We start from the raw sequence: 16,723 nt of genomic DNA, 5'->3' as shown, positions 1-16,723 counted from the left end.
GATCTGCCCAATCTGCTCTGAAATTGACCTTCTTATGCTGTATTTGTCTCTGCAAGGAACCGCTGGACCTCGTCCATGAATACCGGCCAGGCGGGTTCGTGGCCTAAGATGATGTGGCTTCGGCTCTCCAGCACGACGAAGCGTGCATTCGGAATGCCGATGGCAAGTTCGCGGCCTTGATTGAGCGATATGCGTTGATCGTGTCGGGCGTGCAGCACCAGGGTTGGCACGTGCAGCTGCGCCAACTGGTCGCGCACGTCGATATCGCCGAATGCATCCTGGAACCGGACGGCATTGTCCGGCGAGGTGGTCTGCCGTTGGAATTCGTCGAACCAAGCAAGTTCGTCGGGTGTGCCGTCCGGCATGAAAGTCTGCGAGAAGATGTGGCGATATGCGGGATTGTTGGTGCCCCAACCGAGCTTGGTCAAGGTCATCACCGCCTGGCGTCGCTCCTGCTCTTCTGCCGTGCAGCCGATGCGCCAGCCTGCCGCGTAGCCGCCTATCAGTACAAGCGCGGACACCCGCTCGGGATGGCGCACGGCATAGGCGATCGACACCGCGCAGCCTTGCGACATGCCGAGCAGCGGGAAACGCTCCAGCCGCAGCGCGTCGACAACGGTTTCGAGGTCGCGCACGAACGCCTCGAAGCTGATGTCGTCCACTTCCCAGTCGGAAAGACCGTTGCCGCGTTCATCGTAGCGGACAAACGTGCGTCCCTCGGCCAGCGCCTGAAAAGTCTTGCTCCAAATCGGACTCTGCCAGTCGAGTTCAAGGTGATTGAGCCAGTTGGCGGCCTTGACCAGTGGCGGTCCCGTGCCCACTGTCGCGTAGGCGATACGCACTCCATCTGCCGACTGACAAAAACCGATCGACTGGCGCTTCAGAAGGCTGGGCACCGTTGTGGCCGTCTCGGCCGCGGAGGGTGGGGGCCCCACTTCCGACAGATCGTCTACCGGCGCTAACCCGGTATCCTTGGCCATGCGCTGGTAGTTGCTCACCACCCCGGCGGCTTCGTCGCCGCGGCCGAGTCGCTTGAGCGTTCGAACCAGGATGCCGGCGGCCTGTTCCGAAGTAGGGTCCGCGCTTTGCCACTGGCGCAGCCATTTGACCGCGTCGCGATCGCTGGTTTCGGGGTGAAGCGTAATGCGCTCCAGCACGCCGAGACGGAGTTGCAGCGCCTCCTCGCGCTCGGCCGCGAGCCAGGCCTGGTAGGCGTCAAGCTGCGGCAGATCGAGCCCGTCGAGCAAAGGCAGCGCCAGAAGCTTCCCCATTTCGTGCAGTTCATCGAGTGTGGCGGGCGGCGAGGAAGCCTGCAGTCGGCGGACGATTTCGACATAGTCCACCGTCGCCGAGTCCTGGACCAAGGAGACTCGTTCACGATCGGCGCTCAACTGCGCGGAGCCGGGCACGTCGACCAGGGCACGGATCTTGCTCAGCGCCCATCTCAGCGATCCGCGTGGATCGTCGGGCAGCTCCCAAAAAATCTCGCACAATCGCTCGCGCCGGTGCGGGCGACCGGTCAGCGCCAGATAGGCCAGCAGCGCGCGCGTCTTCTTGGAAGGCGGCAGGTCGAGCTGGCGTCCGTCCGACACAATACGCAGTTCACCCAGAAGGCAGATCTGAATGTGCGATGACATCACGCCCCCGGCTGCGTTCCCCCGCTCCCGGTTGCTTTCAACGCAAAATACCACATTTGCGGTCGCTCTTACCACGCTCGCTACCACGCTCGCATAAACGCGGCTCCCTGATCCTGCGACCACGTTGATCGCGTTAGATCGTCGGCGGGATTTTGTTCCCGTGCCGTTGCGGGGCGGCAGATATCAAAGCAACTCGGACCCGGTTACCGGCCCAGGACATGTTCTGGGCGAGGTGGAGCATGAGGCTCCGCCCGGCCGTAGGGATCCGAACGTTGTCGACAGCCCCCCAGCAGCAAACCGATTGTTGAGGAGACGGGGCAGTGGACACCAGCTTTGTCGAACGCCGGCCAGATGGCCGGACCAAAACCCTTGATACCAGACAGTATACGCTCGGCTATTCCGAAGGCGAATTCAAACGGCTGCAGCTGCAGGGCGACTTCGTGCGAGACCTGACAGAGGATGTGCTGCGCCGGGCCGGACTGAAGCAAGGCATGCACGTGCTCGACCTGGGCTGCGGCGTTGGCGACGTTTCTCTGCTTGCCGGGCAACTGGTTGGCCCGAGCGGGTCGGTGCTGGGCATCGACCGGTCGCAGGATGCGGTCGAGGCCGCCGAACGGCGCGCGGTCGAAGCGGGACAATGCTACTGGGTGCGCTTCGCCTCGGCGGATCTTGCAAGCTTCGTTCCGGAGCGGAAGTTCGACGCGATCATCGGGCGGCTGGTCCTGATGTATTTGCGCGAACCGGCTGAGACGCTGCGACGTCTGGCAGGGTTCTTGCGCCCGGGCGGCATCGTCGCCTTCCAGGAGATGTCGATGCCGTTCGCACGAAGCGTCCCCACAACACCGCTCTTCACACAGGTGCTCGGCTGGATCGTTCGGGCCTTCGCGCGAACCGGTTTCGAGACCGACATGGGCGGAAAGCTGTTTTCGACCTATCTCGCTGCCGGCTTGCCCGTCCCGCAGATGATCTCCGGCGCCCGCGTCGAAGGCGGCGGGGAATCGCTTGGCTTTGAATACATCGCGCAGACCGTCAGAAGCCTCATTCCGGCGATGGAGCGGACAGGCATCACCACGGCCGCGGAGATCGGCATCGACGACCTTGCCGACCGGCTGCGCGAGGAAGCTGTCGCACATGGAGCCTGCATCATGTTTCCGCCCATGACCGGCGCCTGGATCTGCTCGCAACAGTGAGGATCCGAGGCATTCACTCTACGACGCAACGGTAATCGGGAACCGCCATTCCCCACAGGCCGCATTGACGTAGCCGAATGGTTCGGCCGCGACCTTGGAAGAAGGACCAGAGTTCTCGATGATTCCGGCTGCCGTAAGCAGCCTCACGAACAGCGCACGACCAAACCCAAGACGATCGTACGCTGAACAACCTTGCCGCCGCGCGTCCAGAAGGATGACGGCTGGGAGGTTGTGCTAAGTGCCTGAAAAGACGGCCATATCAACGCAGTGCAAGGCACAGCGCGGGCCGCCAATTGTTAAGCTCTTAACGATGGAGAATTGAAATGAAGAAGATCATTCTTGCCACTGTTGCGCTCCTGTCTGCCGCCGGCATGGCTTTCGCCGGCAGCGACCACTATGGCTCGCACTTCATCCCGGGCCCCGACAGCTATCCGGTCACCGGCCACTCTTCGATGGCGTCCGACAACGGCTACTCGATCGACCCGAACAGCACGAAGAGCATCGGCACGAACGATGGCGAAAAGGCGCTGGGTGGAAATTCGGCTTTCGATAAGCCTGCGCCGGGTTATGGCCAGGGAATCTGGGGCCGTTGATGGCGAGATCGACCATCACGGTCGACATCCGACGTCCAAGCGGCGGGCTCACCCGCCGCTTGGAATCACCTCGCGACCGAGGAGCAAACTTAATGTCTGATTTCCCCAGTTCAGTTCTGGTCACCTGCGCCGGCGGCGCCCAGGGATCAGCCATCGTGCAAGCCTGCCGCGCGGCGGGCGCGACCGTGCGCCTTCTCTTGCGCAAAGGCTCGCCCGACCCGTTTGGCGACGGCGTCAACATCGTGCGCGGCGACCTTGCCGATGCCGACCGTGTCGGCCTCGCCTGCCTCGGAGTCGATGCGGTGGCGCTGACACTGCCGCTCAATGCCGGCCCCAAGGAAATTCTCCGCTACGGTCGCAACATGATCGACGCGGCGCTGGCGGCAGACGTCAAGCTTATGGTGTTCAACGCCAGCGGTCATGTTTCCAGGCATTCCGGCACGGCGCTGATGGAGGCCAAGGTCGAACTCATCGACCGTTTGAAGGCTTCCGGTCTGCCGTCGATCGTCCTCAAGCCGACGCTCTATATGAGCAACATCGCCGCGCCCTGGAGCGCGCCTGCGATCGTTCACCGTGGCGTGTTCGCCTATCCGCTGCCGTCGGACTTTCGAACCTCCTGGATCTCATGGGAAGACATGGCGGCCTATGTGGTCGAGGCAATGCGCCGACCGGAGCTTGCCGGCGCGAGTTTAGACATTGGCGGCCCCGAGGCGCTCACCGGACAGCAGATTGGCGATGTTCTGTCCGACATTGTCGGCCGCCAGGTCCAGTACTATCCGGTGCCGCTGGCGGACTTTGCCACGGGCCTCACCGCGATGCTGGGCAAGGAAGCGGCCGAACAGGTCGCCGCCAATTACGCCTGGGTGCACCGGCAGCGCTCGATACTGTTCGCCGTCGATCTCGCCGACACGATCGGCATGCTGCCGATCAAACCAACCTCGTTCGCCGACTGGGCAAAGGCTCAGGACTGGCCGGCGCTGGCCGGCACCGAGAGGGCGGCATGACCATGGCAGCGATCCTAATCCAGGACCGGGCCGGTTCATCCGGGCTCGAAAATGTGCCTCACGAAGCCGCCGAAGTCATCGACTTCTGGTGGCTGGTGGGACCCACCGCGTGGTTCGCCAAGGACACGGAGTTCGACCGCGTCTTTCGCGACCGCTTCCTGCCGCTGCACGAGGCGGCGGCACGCGGCGACTGCGACGGCTGGGCGACAACACCATACGGCGCCCTGGCGCTGCTGGTGTTGCTCGACCAGTTCCCACGCAATGCCTTTCGCGGCACGCCGCGCATGTATGCGACCGACGAGAAGGCTCGCCGCATCGCGACCGACGCCATCGATGCGGGTTTCGAGCACGACGTGCACCCGACCTGGCAGCTGTTCTTGAGGCTGCCCTTCGCCCATTCCGAGAGCCTTGCCGACCAGGACCGCTCGGTGGCGCTGGCCGGCGAGACCGGCGGACCAAACCTGGAGCGCGCCGAGCACCACCGCGACATCATCAGGCGGTTCGGACGCTTCCCGCATCGCAACCCGATCCTCGGCCGCGCCATGCGGCCGGAGGAGCAATGCTTTCTCGATGAAGGCGGTTTCGCCGGCTGACAAAGGCATCGGCTCTCTCGCAAGCCTGCCGCAAGCTTGTTGGGGCATTGTCTTGACACGAAAACGGGCAAAAGGCGGACCTTCTTGGCCATTTCTCCACCCAGCGACATCGTTCTGGATGTTGCCCGCGCAGTCGAGCCGGCGGACATCGAAGCCGCCCGCGCCGCGCTGACAAAACGGGCCGGCGGTGTTTCCGGGACCTTTTCGGTCGATACCGCCGCTTCGGCTTGTCCTGGCTCGATCCTGTCGCGCAGCACGGCTGACGCAACCGGGGCGGCCAACCCGGAGAAAAAATTCCAGCGCTTCGAGGCGATGGTGCTGCAGACCTTCATCCAGAACATGATGCCCAAGGACACCGAGGGCGTTTACGGCAAGGGCCTGGCCGGCGACATGTGGAAATCGCAGCTCGCCGAGCACATGGCCGATGTCATGGCCGCGCGCGGCGGCATCGGCATCGCCAAATCGCTGCTCGCCGACCACTACATGGACGGCAAGCGCATGGTGCCCGTCGGTCCCGTTTCGGGCGGCCCGGACAAGGCCGAGATCGACCAGCAGACCCGGCTGTCGACCTCCATGGTCCAGGAACTGCAGCGCCAGGCCGCGCGGTCGATGACCGGCGATGAGACAACCATAAAAACAGATAAAGAGATCTAGGGACCTACATGGCCGACAAATCGGACTTCTCCAATCTGCCTGCCCGCACGGTCGCGCCTGACGCGCCCATCCCCTTCGCGCGCCCCGGTAACCTTGCCGCCATCATCGGCCGCATCGAGGAAGCGGTCGAAGAGGAGACGGCGGGCATTCGCACCGGCACCGGCTTCGACCTCAAGGCGTCGAACGCCCGCAAGAGCCGCTACCTCTATGAACTGACCCGCGCCATCAAGGGCGGCAACGAAATCGAGTTCCTGGAACAGCACCGCGAGGGGTTGACGCGGCTGCGCCAGAAGCTGGCGCGCAACGAGGCCGCGATCCTCGCTCATCTCAACGCCGTCAACGAGGTCGCCGGTCTTTTGAAGAACGCCATCCAGCGCGCCGAAGCCGATGGCACCTATTCGGCCGGCGAATTCGGCTGGGCGAGAGCGTGATCCCGAACCGCAGGACCGCGTCAGCGAAAAGTGGGACCCGGTTTTCGGACAAGATCATGCTCAAACAAGAAAAAAAGACATGATCAAATTCATCGCCGCCGCGATCTGGATCTGCGCCGCCACGCTCGGCGCGGTGTTCTATTCGTTCCAGGCAGCCGGCGAAAATGGCGTCGGCGAGACGCCCAAGCCGATGCTGGGCGGTCTCGATTACGTCAAGACCGACATGATCTCGGTGCCGCTGATCCGCGATTCCCGGATCGACGGCTATTTTCTGACCAAGCTCGTCTATACGGTCGAACCCGCCGAGATAAAGAAACTGTCGATCCCGGCCGCGGCACTGATGACCGACCAGGTCTATTCCTACCTCTATGCCAATCCGCAGATCGACTTCACCAAGAAGGAAACGATCGATCTCGACGCCTTCCGCAACGCCATCCGCGAAACCGTCAACGCCCGTGTCGGCGTCGAGTTGGTGCATGATGTGTTGGTCGACCAGGTCAACTTCCTGACCAAGGACGAGATCCGCGACAACGCTATGCGCCGGCGCAAGAATGACGATGAGCCAGCGACCACGGAACCGGCCAAGCCAGCCTCGGGACATTGACCTGCAGCAATGCGGATCGGCCACGAGCGCCAGTCTGGTTTCGGGCGAAAGCTCAGACGGCGCCTCCCATATCGGCCGAAAACCAAGATGACGCATCCCGGCCGCGTTGACGTAAACGTCAACTCAAAGCTATATGCGCATCAACGCAACCAGACGAGGAGAACAGCCATGGGCGTTCAGGAGATTGCCGACCGGATCAAGTCGCGCGTGGCAAGCGCCGGTTTCGAGCATTCGGTGAAGTTCGACACAGGTAGCGACGGCGTCATCGTCATCGACGGCGCGACCGTCTCGACCACCGACGCACCGACCGATTGCACCGTAAAGCTCTCGCTCGACGATCTGGACTCGCTGATTGCAGGCGATCTGAACCCGACCATGGCTTTCATGTCCGGCAAGATCAAGGTCGAGGGCGACATGACGGTCGCCATGGCGCTCAGCCAGCTGCTCGGCTGATCCGCTCCGGATCAAGATAGAACGCCGCCCATCGGGCGGCGTTTTGCTTTCTGCCTGGAGGCCTTACGCCGCGAACGTCAGCGGCAGCGCCTTCAGCTTGCGCCCCGCCGCCCGCAGCGTGCCCTGCGCGCCGTCAAGCGCGCCTTCCGTCAGCTCCAGCGCCAGCAGCCGGTGCCGCTCATAGGGGCCCGGCATGGCAAGTGCGCCGGTCTTTGCCGCCGAGAAGCCGAAGCGCCCATAGTAGGGTGCGTCGCCGACCAGCAGGATGGCGCCGTGGCCAAGGCGCGCCGCCTCGGCCACCGCGTGCCGCATCAGAGCCGAGCCGATGCCGGCATTCTTGAGGGCGGGGTCGACGGCGAGCGGGCCGAGCAGCAGCGCTGCCCGACCGCCCTCGCCCAGCCTCACGTCCCAAAGCCGCACGGTGCCGACGACGGCGCCCGAGGCGTCGCGCACGACAAAGGCGAGGCCTTCGGAAGGCCGGCGGCCGCGCCGCAGCTTCTCCGACGACTTTTTCCGCCGCTTCGGCCCCATGGCTCGATCGAGCAAAGCCTCGCGCGCCGCCTCATCGGCGGCGGTTTCGGCGACCATCACAAACGCCGGCGAGTGGTTCACCATTTCAACTGGCATTTCCATTTCCGCGATCCTTCACGAGCGGAGATCTGTTCCACAGGCGAGCCCGGGCGGGCGGCGGGCGCCCACCTGGGATGATCTGAGCGGTTCTTTCGAACCGTCAGATCACGTAGGATCGGAGCGGCTCGAAGCCGTTGAAGGCGACCGAGGCGTAGGTCGTCGTGTAGGCGCCGGTGCCTTCGATCAGCACCTCGTCGCCGATGGTCAGCGACAAGGGCAGCGGATACGGCGTCTTCTCGTACATCACGTCGGCCGAATCGCAGGTCGGGCCGGCGAGCACGCAAGGCGCGGTCTCGGTACCGTCATGCGCGGTGACGATCGGGTAGCGGATCGCCTCGTCCATCGTCTCGGCGAGACCGCCGAACTTGCCGATGTCGAGGAACACCCAGCGCACATTGTCGTTGTCGGCCTTCTTCGAGATCAGCACGACTTCCGACTTGATAACGCCGGCATTGCCGACCATGCCGCGGCCCGGCTCGATGATGGTCTCGGGCAGCGCATTGCCGAAATGCTTGCGCAGCGCCGAAAAGATCGCCTGGCCGTAGGCCTGCGCCACCGGCACGTCCTTCAGGTAGCGGGTCGGGAAACCACCGCCCATATTGACCATCTTCAAGACGATGCCTTCGTCGGCGAGCGTCGCGAACACATGCTTGGCGTCGCCCAGCGCACGATCCCACGCGGTCAGGTCGGTCTGCTGCGAGCCGACATGGAACGACACGCCATAGGCGTCGAGGCCGAGCGTCTTGGCATGGCGCAGCACGTCGACGGCCATTGCCGGCACGCAGCCGAACTTGCGCGACAGCGGCCACTCGGCGCCCTCGCCGTCGGTCAACACGCGGCAGAACACGCGCGCGCCGGGAGCGACACGGGCGATCTTCTCGACTTCCTCGACGCAGTCGACCGCAAACAGCCGAATGCCGAGCTGGTAGGCGCGTGCAATGTCACGCTCCTTCTTGATGGTGTTGCCGAAGGAGATGCGGTCCGCCGGCGCACCGGCGTCCATCGCCATCTCGACTTCGGCAACGGAAGCGGTGTCGAAGGACGAGCCCATCGCAGCAAGGAGGCGCAGGATTTCCGGCGCCGGGTTTGCTTTCACCGCATAGTAGATTTTCGAATCGGGCAACGCCTTCTCGAAGGCGCGGAAATTGTCGCGCACGACATCGAGGTCGACGACCAGGCACGGGCCGTTCGGACGTCGGGTGGCGAGGAAGTCAAGGATGCGCTGGGTAGCCATCGGGGTCTCTCCATCAGCGCCTTGCGGCGCGCAGTAAGGCTGCGGGACGCGGGCTGTCGGCCTCGCGAACACGCGGTGGACAAAGGCGGGACGGAAATCCATGGAACCAGCCGGTGGAGACCCCGGAACCATGAAGCGCCGTCTCGCGGCGGTGAACCTTGGCCTTGCCCGGCCTCGGTTCGCTTTGTCTGCCTTGGCTTGGATGGGAGACCCGTCCGCACTGCCGGCAATGAAGGTGTGCCTCTTCAGTAACCCCGGTCTTTGGACAACCGGCAGAACACCAGAAAGGCCCGCACCGTCGTTGCTTCAAGGTGTCCTCGGTCTGGCGGTTGGCCGCTAAACCGACTGGAGGGGTTAGCTCCAGTTACCTTACCGATTGCCCTCACCATTCGAGGATCGGCGGACACCCACAGGCACGTGCGACTTTGGGCAAGCGCGATATAAGAGCGAAGGATTTCACAATCAATAAAAATCGTATCCCCCGGTTGTAAAATTTCCGGCACCGAACAATCTACGCATGACCGTATCCGGATATTGAACGATGACAGGCACGCACGGCCGGCTCAACGCTTTCCTCGACCTTCGCCAAATGCCGGTGGAGCATGCGCAGTTGGGCCCGCTCGCCGGCCTCAGGCTGGCCGTCAAGGACATCTACGACGTCGCCGGCTACCGCACCGGCTGCGGCAACCCGCGCAAATTCGCCGAGGCCCACGCCGCCTCGCAGACGGCCGAGGCCGTGCAGGTGATTCTCGATGCCGGCGCGCGCTTCGTCGGCAAGACCCAGACCGACGAGCTTGCCTTCTCGCTGATGGGCCAGAATGCGCATTTCCCGTTTCCGGTGAACCCGGCCGCGCCCGACCGCGTCACCGGCGGTTCCTCGTCCGGCTCGGCCGCCGCGGTGGCGGGCGGGCTCGCAGACATCGCTGTCGGTTCCGACACCGGCGGCTCGATTCGCGCTCCGGCCAGCTTCTGCGGGCTGATAGGGCTGCGCACCACGCATGGCCGCATCTCACTTGAGGGCGCCATGAAGCTGGCGCCTAGCTTCGACACGTTCGGCTGGTTCGCCGACGACATCGAGACCTACGAGGCGGTCGGCAAATTGCTGCTCGGCCGCGATCCGCATCAGCACGCGCTCAACCGCCCGCTTTCGATCGGCTGGCTGGACGCCTTCGTCGCCGGACCGGCCGAGGCCGCCGAATATGCTGAAATGAAGGCGCGGGCGGCAGCCGTTTTCGGTGAGCCGGCGCCGGTCGACTACAGCTTCGCCTCTTTCCCCGACGAGCTCTACTGGTGCTTTCGCCGGCTGCAGGCCTACGAGGCCTGGCTGGTGCATGGCGACTGGATCGCGGCTGGCGAGCCTCGCCTTGGTCCCGGCGTCGACGAGCGCTTCGGTTTCGGCCGCGCGGTCGACGCCAGGACCGCTGAAGCAGAGGCGGCGCGCCGGCTGGTCTTCCGCTCCGAGCTCGCCAGATTGCTTGGCAACCATGGCTTTCTCGTGCTGCCGACGGTTCCCGGCCCGGCACCGCTCATCAACGGCACGGCCGAGCAGCTCCAGGCCTATCGCGAAAGGGCGCTGCACCTATTGTGCCTTTCGGGCCTGTCCGGTTTTCCGCAGATCACGCTGCCGCTCGGATCGGTCGACGGTGCGCCCTTTGGCCTCTCGCTGCTCGGCCCTTCCGGAAGCGACATCGCCCTGATACGGCTCGGCCGCAAACTTCTCGACGCCGCACGAAAGGCCTGAGCCATGGACACGCTGACCCGCATGCGCGCCTTCATCGACGTGGTCGAGGCCGAAGGCTTTTCGGCGGCCGCGCGCAAGATCGGCCGCTCCAAGGCGCTGCTGTCGAAATATGTGCGCGAACTGGAGGACGAGCTGGGCGCATTGCTGTTGAACCGCACCACGCGGCAGTTCTCGATGACCGAAGCCGGCCATACCTATTACCGGCGCGCCTCGGAGATCGTGCGCGAGGTCGACAGCCTGGCAGATGCGGTGCGCGAATCCTCCGGTGATGTGCGCGGCCGCATCAAGCTTTCGGCGCCGCGCACCTTCGCCGACGCGCCGATCGGCCAGTCGCTGATCGACTTTGCCAAGCAGCATCCCGACATCGTTCTCGACATTCAGCTCGACGACCGCTTCGTCGACCTGGTCGAGGAGGGCTTCGATCTCGCGGTGCGCATTTCGCGGCTGGAGAATTCCTCGCTAATCGCCAGACGTCTGGCGCCGTTTTCGGTGCGGCTGTGCGCCTCTCCGGAGCTCATCGCCAGGCACGGCATGCCGGCGCGGCCGCAAGACCTTGCCCGAATTCCCTGCATCGTCGACACCAACGGTCGCGGGCTGAACAATTGGCAGTTCAAGGGCGACGGCAGCGACACGGTGAGCGTTTCGGTCTCCGGTCCGGTCGAGGTCAACAGCCCGATGGCGGCAAGAGCTGCCGCTGTGTCGGGGTTGGGGTTCACCATACTGCCGGATTTCATCGCCGCGCCCGATCTCGAGAGCGGCCGATTGGTGACCGCGCTGGACGACCGTATCCTGTCGGGCGCCGGCATCTTCGCCGTCTATCCGCATCGGCGCTATTTGCCCGCCAAGGTCCGCGTTTTCGTCGATTTCCTGGTGCAATGGTTCAGGGTGCGCGACGCCGCCTGACTGGCCTCGTGCCCGGCGGTCCCAATTTCGCCCCCTTTGTGATAACTCTCGGGTCCACCTCCGAAGTCGATGGAATCGCGACCGAGAATGCAGCTGAAACGGCAGGCAATTGTAATGGCTTCGGCCATGGCGGCGACATTTGCCGCGGTCGGGTCGGCCGCTGCGCACCCCCACGTCTTCGCCGAGGCCCGCCTCGACGTCATCCTCAGCCCGGATCACCAAAGTGTGAAAGCGCTGCGCCATCTCTGGCGCTTCGACGATCTGTTTTCGAGTACGGTGATGATGGAGTTCGACAAGAACTCCGACCTGAAGCTTGACGACAAGGAGCTGAAGGATGTCGCCGACACCGTCCACGCTTCGCTCGCCGAATTCAACTACTTCCAGCTCGTCACCGTCGACGGCAAGGACGTGGCGATGACGCCGCCGCCGCACCTGATGGCCAATTTCGAAAACGATCAGTTGATCATCCTGTTCGAGTCCGAGCCGAAGCAGCCGATCAAGCTGTCCGGCAAGATCGACATCGGCGTCTACGACCCGACCTTCTATACGGCGATCGACTTCACCGAGGATTCCAACATCACGGTCGCAGGCCTGCCTTCGACATGCACCAAGAAGGTCGTCCGTCCGGATCCGGACGAGGCCATCGCAGAGAACCAGAAGTCCTTGACGGAAGCCTTCTTCAACGATCCGACAGGCACCGACATGAGCAAGATCTTCGCCACCAAGCTCGAACTGAACTGCCCGCCAGAAGGATAGATCCGGTGATGAAACCGTCCCTGCGCCTGGCGCTCGGCCTCGTGGCCGCCGCTCTGCTGATGACGCACTTCCTCGGCTCCGCCCATGCCCAGAGCTCGCTCGGCATCGGCACCAATGACGGCATGGGCCCCACCGCCAGCGGCCCGTTCGCCCACATCCTGATGTGGATCAATCTCAGACAACAGGAGTTCTACCGCGCGCTGGCGACGGCGATGAAAGCGATGCGCCAGGACGGCAGCAAGATGTGGCTGCTGATTGCGCTCTCCTTCGCCTATGGCATTTTCCACGCCGCCGGTCCCGGTCACGGCAAGGCCGTGATCTCGTCCTACATGGTGGCCAACGAAGTCGCGCTGAAGCGCGGAATCCTGCTGTCCTTCGTCTCGGCCCTGCTGCAGGGGTTGACGGCGATCGCCGTCATGTTGCTCGCCTATTTCGTGCTGCGCGGCACCAGTGTCTCGATGACCGACGCTGCATGGTTCATGGAGATCATGAGCTTTGTCTTCGTCACCCTGTTCGGTGCCTGGCTGCTGTGGCGCAAGCTCGGTCCCACCGTCCTGCGCCTGTTCGGCGCCGGCCCGGCCTACAGTCTCTCGGCTGCTCACGCCCATTCGCATGGTGGCCATTCGCATTCCGCGCATGCGCATTCGGCGCATTCCCATGCGCGTCACGACCACGATCATACGGACCATGACCATTCGCATGATCACGACCACGGGGCACATGCCCACGATCATCACGGCCATGGCGCCCACGATCATCACGATCATGGCGCGCATGCCCATCACGACCACGCGGCGGGCGAGGTCTGCGAGACCTGCGGCCATTCGCATGCGCCCGATCCGTCGCTGCTGTCGGGCGATCGTTTCGACTGGCGCACGGCCTGGTCCGCGGTGGCCGCCGTCGGCATCCGCCCCTGCTCCGGCGCGCTGATCGTGCTGAGCTTCGCGCTGCTTAACGGGCTTTGGCTCGGCGGCCTGCTGTCGGTCCTGGCGATGTCGCTCGGCACGGCGATCACGGTCTCGGCGCTGGCGACGCTTGCCGTCACCGCCAAGAACTGGGCCGTCTATTTCGCCGGTGACGGCCGTATGGGCAACCGCATCCACTCGATCGTCGAGATCGGCGGCGCGGCCTTCGTCTTCCTGTTCGGATTGCTGCTGCTGTCGGCAAGCCTGACTGGCGGGGTATAACGCCCGGGCGCGATCAGGCTTAGTTCGCGACCTTGCCGTCGAGCTCATCCTCGATATGAGCGTGGATGATCTCGTCGAAACTCTTTTCGGCTGTAAAGCCAAGCTCCCTCGAACGCCGCGCCTCGAACCGCGTCGGCCAGCCCTTCACGATCGCCCAGATCGTTTCGTCGGGTTGCTCGCGGATCAGCTTCACCGCGCCGGCCCCGGCGACGCGCTCGAGCGCCTCGATCTGCTCGCCGACCGTGACGGCGACGCCGGGCATGGTCAGGTTGCGGCGCGGCCCGACGGCGCTGCCGTCGATCCCGGCGGCATGGATCAGGAAATTCACCGCCGAGCGCGGGCTGGCATGGGTGTGCACAACCGAGCGTGGCACCGGCAGGATCGCTTCCTGACCGCTCAGCGGCTCGCGGATGATGCCGGAGAAGAACCCGGAGGCGGCCTTGTTCGGCTTTCCGGGCCGCACGCAAATGGTCGGCAGCCTGACGCCGATGCCGTCGAAGAAGCCGCGCCTGGAATAGTCGGCAAGCAGCGCCTCGCCCATCAGCTTCTGCGTGCCGTAGGAGGTCAGCGGCGTCGGATGGAATTCGTCCGGAATGATTTCGGGAAACGGCGCGCCGAACACGGCGATCGACGAGGTGAAGACAAGGCGCGGCGCGAACGCCGCCAGCCGGACGGCATCGAACAGCGCACGCGTGCCGTCGAGATTGACGCGGTAACCGAGATCGAAATTGGCCTCCGCCTCGCCCGACACCACACCCGCGAGATGAAAGACCACGTCGGGACGCGAAGCGACCAGGCTTGCCGTCGCTCCGGGGGCTGCGAGATCGCCGGTGTGGATGGAGGCATCGACGCCTTCGATGGCGGGCGCCTGCGGCGGCACGATGTCGTGCAGGTCGAGCGCGGTGATCCTTTGCCCGCGCAGCGTCTGGTCTTTTGCCAGCCGGGCAATGAGCTTGCGGCCGACCATGCCTGCCGCGCCGGTGATCAGAATGCGCATTTTCAAAGACCCTTTTTGCGTTGGCTGCGGCCGCGCAGCCAGAACACGATGAACAACGCCAGCAGGAAGACAGCCGCGACAAGGACTGCAAGAACGGTCGAGACGCTGCCGACCGCCAGCATCACCGTTGGCAGCCAATAGGCGGCGAGGCCGAATAGCAGCATGATCCACGCCGCCGCGATCAGCGCATTGCGCGTGTCGCGATCCATCACGCGCGCCCGACGCGGCGAAACTTCGTTGCCAATGTCATGGGACTCCCTGCGTCAGTGATAGTGGCCGTGATGCGGCGCCGTACCGTGTGCATGGTCATGGTCGTGGTCATGCTCGTCATCGGCGCAATGCCCGAATTCAGGTTCGACAGTGGCATGGCTGATGCCGTGCTCGGCCGCAAGCCGTTTCTTGATGGCACTGACGGCGGTATGGGCATCGACCCCGTCATTGAGGCAGGCGTGCAGCGTCGCCATGTTGGCCGAGCCGTCGAGCGACCACACATGCATGTGATGCACCTCGCGTACGCCCTTCACCGTCCCCTCGATATCCTTGGCGATGACATCGCGATCAAGGCTCGCCGGCACGCCTTCGAGCAAGACATGGGCGGCCTCGCGCATCAGCGACCACGCCGTCGACAAGATCAGCAGCGAGACAAGCACCGACAGGATCGGATCGATGGGCGTCCAGCCGGTCGCCAGGATGACCAGGGCCGCGACGATGGCCGCCGCAGAGCCGAGCAGGTCGCCCAGCACATGCAGAATGGCGCCGCGCATGTTGAGGCTATCACGGTCGCCGCCATGAAGCACGAAGAACGAGCCGATGTTCACCAGCAGGCCCACGATCGCCACCACCAGCATCGGTCCGCCAAGCACCGGCGCCGGCGTCAGCAGGCGTCCCCAGGCCTCGTAGACGATCCACAGGGCGATGGCGAAGATGGCGATGCCGTTGGTGTAGGCGACCAAAGTCTTGACGCGGCCGAAACCATAGGTGAGCCGGACTGTCGCCGGCCGCCCGGCGAGATGGAAGGCATACCAGGCAAGGCCGAGCGCGATCGAATCGGCGAGCATGTGGCCTGCATCGGCGAGCAGCGCCAGCGACCCCGTCAGCAGGCCGCCAAGCGCCTCCGCGACCATGAAGCCTGCCGTCAGGCAAGCGGCGATCAGCACCCGCTTCTTGTCGGTCGAGCCGTGCACATGGCCAGCGCCGTGGCCGTGGGCGTACCCTTGCGAACCATGATCATGGCTATGCGCCATACATGTAACTCCTGCTAGAGCCTGATCCATCCCGACAAAATCGGGATGGAAGCTCTAACTTCTTGTTTGACCATGATCTTGTCCGAAAACCGGTTTCCACTTTTCGGGATCATGGTTCAGGCGCCGAACTCGGCGCGAAAGTCCTCGAGCCGCCGCTTCTGCTGGCCTTCAGCATCAAAATTGGCCGGATCCAACCATGCCTCATAGGCTCTGCGCAGATCAGGCCATTCCTTGTCGATGATCGAGTACCACGCGGTATCGCGGTTTTCACCCTTGACGACAAGATGCTGGCGGAAAATGCCCTCGAACTTGAAGCCGAAACGATCGGCCGCGCGCTTCGACGGTTCGTTGCGGTTGTTGCATTTCCATTCGTAGCGGCGATAGCCGAGCTCGTCGAAGATGTACTTCATGAACAGGAACTGCGCTTCGGTCGCCGCCGGCTTGCGCGAGATGATTGGCCCCCAATAGATGTTGCCGATCTCGATGACGCCATAGGCCGGATCGATGCGCATCAGCGTCTGGCGTCCGGCGACTTTGCCGCTGGCCTTGTCGATGACGGTGAAGAACAGCGGATCCTCGCTCGCTTCCACCTTGTCCAGCCATGGCTGGAACTCGGCGCGGGTTTCCGGCGGATAGTCGGGCAGCCAGGCGAAGCGGCCGCCGACGTCAGGCACAGACGACGCTTCGTAGAGGCCGTCGCCATGCTTTGCGGCGCTCAGCGGCTCGAGCCTGACGGTGCGGCCTTCAAGCACCTTGCGTTCGGGCCGCGGACGCGGCTGCCAATTCTCAAGACTATCCGACACGCAAGGCTCCAATCCGTTTGACTTTTGTGAGCGGACGCTCACAAAAACGCACGCAGAGTGAAAGAACCA

Annotated in this window: 19 protein-coding genes; 12 read left to right on the top strand and 7 right to left on the bottom strand. The window is 64.0% G+C overall.

The window, feature by feature from the left end; genetic code table 11:
• Positions 1–32 precede the first annotated feature (32 nt).
• Entirely contained in the window at positions 33–1,637 is a 1,605-nt protein-coding gene (locus tag DH08_RS03205) for a bifunctional AfsR/SARP family transcriptional regulator/alpha/beta hydrolase (protein WP_192177863.1), read from the bottom strand.
• 320 nt (positions 1,638–1,957) lie between these two features.
• Between DH08_RS03205 and DH08_RS03200 the strand changes: the two genes are divergently transcribed.
• The 8 genes from DH08_RS03200 (at position 1,958) to DH08_RS03165 (ending at position 7,159) form a co-directional block, all read left to right on the top strand.
• Positions 1,958–2,827, top strand: a complete 870-nt coding sequence (locus tag DH08_RS03200) for a methyltransferase domain-containing protein (protein ID WP_192177862.1) — start codon at positions 1,958–1,960, stop codon at positions 2,825–2,827.
• 323 nt (positions 2,828–3,150) lie between these two features.
• Complete coding sequence (locus tag DH08_RS03195) at positions 3,151–3,420, top strand: hypothetical protein (RefSeq protein ID WP_192177861.1); 270 nt, start codon at positions 3,151–3,153, stop codon at positions 3,418–3,420.
• Positions 3,421–3,512: 92 nt separating this feature from the next.
• Positions 3,513–4,424: an SDR family oxidoreductase gene (locus DH08_RS03190; RefSeq protein ID WP_192177860.1), complete on the top strand. Its 912-nt coding sequence runs from the start codon at positions 3,513–3,515 to the stop codon at positions 4,422–4,424.
• Positions 4,425–4,426: 2 nt separating this feature from the next.
• Positions 4,427–5,017 (top strand): DUF924 family protein, encoded by a 591-nt coding sequence (locus DH08_RS03185; RefSeq protein ID WP_246800666.1) that lies wholly within the window; start codon positions 4,427–4,429, stop codon positions 5,015–5,017.
• 84 nt (positions 5,018–5,101) lie between these two features.
• Positions 5,102–5,671, top strand: coding sequence for a rod-binding protein (locus tag DH08_RS03180; RefSeq protein WP_192177858.1), 570 nt, complete (start codon positions 5,102–5,104; stop codon positions 5,669–5,671).
• A gap of 8 nt (positions 5,672–5,679) precedes the next feature.
• Positions 5,680–6,102, top strand: coding sequence for a hypothetical protein (locus DH08_RS03175; protein WP_192177857.1), 423 nt, complete (start codon positions 5,680–5,682; stop codon positions 6,100–6,102).
• A gap of 79 nt (positions 6,103–6,181) precedes the next feature.
• A complete protein-coding gene (locus tag DH08_RS03170; protein WP_192177856.1) occupies positions 6,182–6,706 on the top strand; it encodes a hypothetical protein in 525 nt (174 codons plus the stop codon).
• A 168-nt stretch (positions 6,707–6,874) separates the two neighbouring features.
• Positions 6,875–7,159, top strand: a complete 285-nt coding sequence (locus tag DH08_RS03165) for an SCP2 sterol-binding domain-containing protein (protein ID WP_006199422.1) — start codon at positions 6,875–6,877, stop codon at positions 7,157–7,159.
• A gap of 63 nt (positions 7,160–7,222) precedes the next feature.
• Here DH08_RS03165 and DH08_RS03160 read toward each other — a convergent pair whose 3' ends face one another.
• A complete protein-coding gene (locus DH08_RS03160) occupies positions 7,223–7,792 on the bottom strand; it encodes a GNAT family N-acetyltransferase (RefSeq protein WP_192177855.1) in 570 nt (189 codons plus the stop codon).
• Between the two features lie 97 nt (positions 7,793–7,889).
• Entirely contained in the window at positions 7,890–9,023 is a 1,134-nt protein-coding gene (gene odc2, locus DH08_RS03155) for an ornithine/lysine decarboxylase (protein ID WP_192177854.1), read from the bottom strand.
• 541 nt (positions 9,024–9,564) lie between these two features.
• On the opposite strand from odc2, the gene DH08_RS03150 reads away from it, so the two are divergent.
• The 4 genes from DH08_RS03150 to DH08_RS03135 all read left to right on the top strand — a co-directional run bounded on the left by DH08_RS03150 (position 9,565) and on the right by DH08_RS03135 (position 13,610).
• Positions 9,565–10,764 carry an amidase gene (locus DH08_RS03150; protein ID WP_192177853.1) on the top strand — a complete coding sequence of 400 codons (1,200 nt, stop codon included), beginning with the start codon at positions 9,565–9,567 and terminating at the stop codon, positions 10,762–10,764.
• A gap of 3 nt (positions 10,765–10,767) precedes the next feature.
• Positions 10,768–11,667, top strand: a complete 900-nt coding sequence (locus tag DH08_RS03145) for a LysR family transcriptional regulator (protein ID WP_192177852.1) — start codon at positions 10,768–10,770, stop codon at positions 11,665–11,667.
• A gap of 87 nt (positions 11,668–11,754) precedes the next feature.
• Positions 11,755–12,423 carry a DUF1007 family protein gene (locus DH08_RS03140; RefSeq protein ID WP_192177851.1) on the top strand — a complete coding sequence of 223 codons (669 nt, stop codon included), beginning with the start codon at positions 11,755–11,757 and terminating at the stop codon, positions 12,421–12,423.
• A gap of 8 nt (positions 12,424–12,431) precedes the next feature.
• A complete protein-coding gene (locus tag DH08_RS03135) occupies positions 12,432–13,610 on the top strand; it encodes a nickel/cobalt transporter (protein WP_210328524.1) in 1,179 nt (392 codons plus the stop codon).
• A 19-nt stretch (positions 13,611–13,629) separates the two neighbouring features.
• On the opposite strand, the gene denD is transcribed toward DH08_RS03135, so the two are convergent.
• The 4 genes from denD to DH08_RS03115 form a co-directional block, all read right to left on the bottom strand.
• The gene (denD, locus tag DH08_RS03130; protein ID WP_192177850.1) at positions 13,630–14,607 is read right to left on the bottom strand and encodes a D-erythronate dehydrogenase; all 978 of its coding nucleotides are present in this window, start codon (positions 14,605–14,607) and stop codon (positions 13,630–13,632) included.
• 2 nt (positions 14,608–14,609) lie between these two features.
• A complete protein-coding gene (locus tag DH08_RS03125) occupies positions 14,610–14,816 on the bottom strand; it encodes a hypothetical protein (protein WP_192177849.1) in 207 nt (68 codons plus the stop codon).
• Between the two features lie 54 nt (positions 14,817–14,870).
• Positions 14,871–15,851: a cation diffusion facilitator family transporter gene (locus DH08_RS03120; RefSeq protein WP_192177848.1), complete on the bottom strand. Its 981-nt coding sequence runs from the start codon at positions 15,849–15,851 to the stop codon at positions 14,871–14,873.
• Positions 15,852–15,967: 116 nt separating this feature from the next.
• The gene (locus tag DH08_RS03115) at positions 15,968–16,654 is read right to left on the bottom strand and encodes a GNAT family N-acetyltransferase (RefSeq protein ID WP_192177847.1); all 687 of its coding nucleotides are present in this window, start codon (positions 16,652–16,654) and stop codon (positions 15,968–15,970) included.
• Positions 16,655–16,723: the final 69 nt, after the last annotated feature.

It is taken from the genome of Mesorhizobium amorphae (assembly GCF_014843845.1).
Taxonomy (GTDB): Bacteria; Pseudomonadota; Alphaproteobacteria; order Rhizobiales; family Rhizobiaceae; genus Mesorhizobium; species Mesorhizobium amorphae_A.
This window is presented reverse-complemented; position numbering and strand designations above follow the sequence as displayed.

Excerpts from the sequence above, each read along its gene's own strand:
- DH08_RS03190 (WP_192177860.1), top strand. The coding sequence starts at position 3,513 with ATGTCTGATTTCCCCAGTTCAGTTCTGGTCACCTGCGCCGGCGGCGCC.
- DH08_RS03145 (WP_192177852.1), top strand. The coding sequence starts at position 10,768 with ATGGACACGCTGACCCGCATGCGCGCCTTCATCGACGTGGTCGAGGCC.
- DH08_RS03120 (WP_192177848.1), bottom strand. The coding sequence starts at position 15,851 with ATGGCGCATAGCCATGATCATGGTTCGCAAGGGTACGCCCACGGCCAC.
- DH08_RS03185 (WP_246800666.1), top strand. The coding sequence starts at position 4,427 with ATGGCAGCGATCCTAATCCAGGACCGGGCCGGTTCATCCGGGCTCGAA.
- DH08_RS03125 (WP_192177849.1), bottom strand. The coding sequence starts at position 14,816 with ATGGATCGCGACACGCGCAATGCGCTGATCGCGGCGGCGTGGATCATG.
- DH08_RS03150 (WP_192177853.1), top strand. The coding sequence starts at position 9,565 with ATGACAGGCACGCACGGCCGGCTCAACGCTTTCCTCGACCTTCGCCAA.
- denD (WP_192177850.1), bottom strand. The coding sequence starts at position 14,607 with ATGCGCATTCTGATCACCGGCGCGGCAGGCATGGTCGGCCGCAAGCTC.
- odc2 (WP_192177854.1), bottom strand. The coding sequence starts at position 9,023 with ATGGCTACCCAGCGCATCCTTGACTTCCTCGCCACCCGACGTCCGAAC.
- DH08_RS03160 (WP_192177855.1), bottom strand. The coding sequence starts at position 7,792 with ATGGAAATGCCAGTTGAAATGGTGAACCACTCGCCGGCGTTTGTGATG.
- DH08_RS03195 (WP_192177861.1), top strand. The coding sequence starts at position 3,151 with ATGAAGAAGATCATTCTTGCCACTGTTGCGCTCCTGTCTGCCGCCGGC.
- DH08_RS03140 (WP_192177851.1), top strand. The coding sequence starts at position 11,755 with ATGCAGCTGAAACGGCAGGCAATTGTAATGGCTTCGGCCATGGCGGCG.
- DH08_RS03135 (WP_210328524.1), top strand. The coding sequence starts at position 12,432 with ATGAAACCGTCCCTGCGCCTGGCGCTCGGCCTCGTGGCCGCCGCTCTG.
- DH08_RS03175 (WP_192177857.1), top strand. The coding sequence starts at position 5,680 with ATGGCCGACAAATCGGACTTCTCCAATCTGCCTGCCCGCACGGTCGCG.
- DH08_RS03205 (WP_192177863.1), bottom strand. The coding sequence starts at position 1,637 with ATGTCATCGCACATTCAGATCTGCCTTCTGGGTGAACTGCGTATTGTG.
- DH08_RS03165 (WP_006199422.1), top strand. The coding sequence starts at position 6,875 with ATGGGCGTTCAGGAGATTGCCGACCGGATCAAGTCGCGCGTGGCAAGC.
- DH08_RS03170 (WP_192177856.1), top strand. The coding sequence starts at position 6,182 with ATGATCAAATTCATCGCCGCCGCGATCTGGATCTGCGCCGCCACGCTC.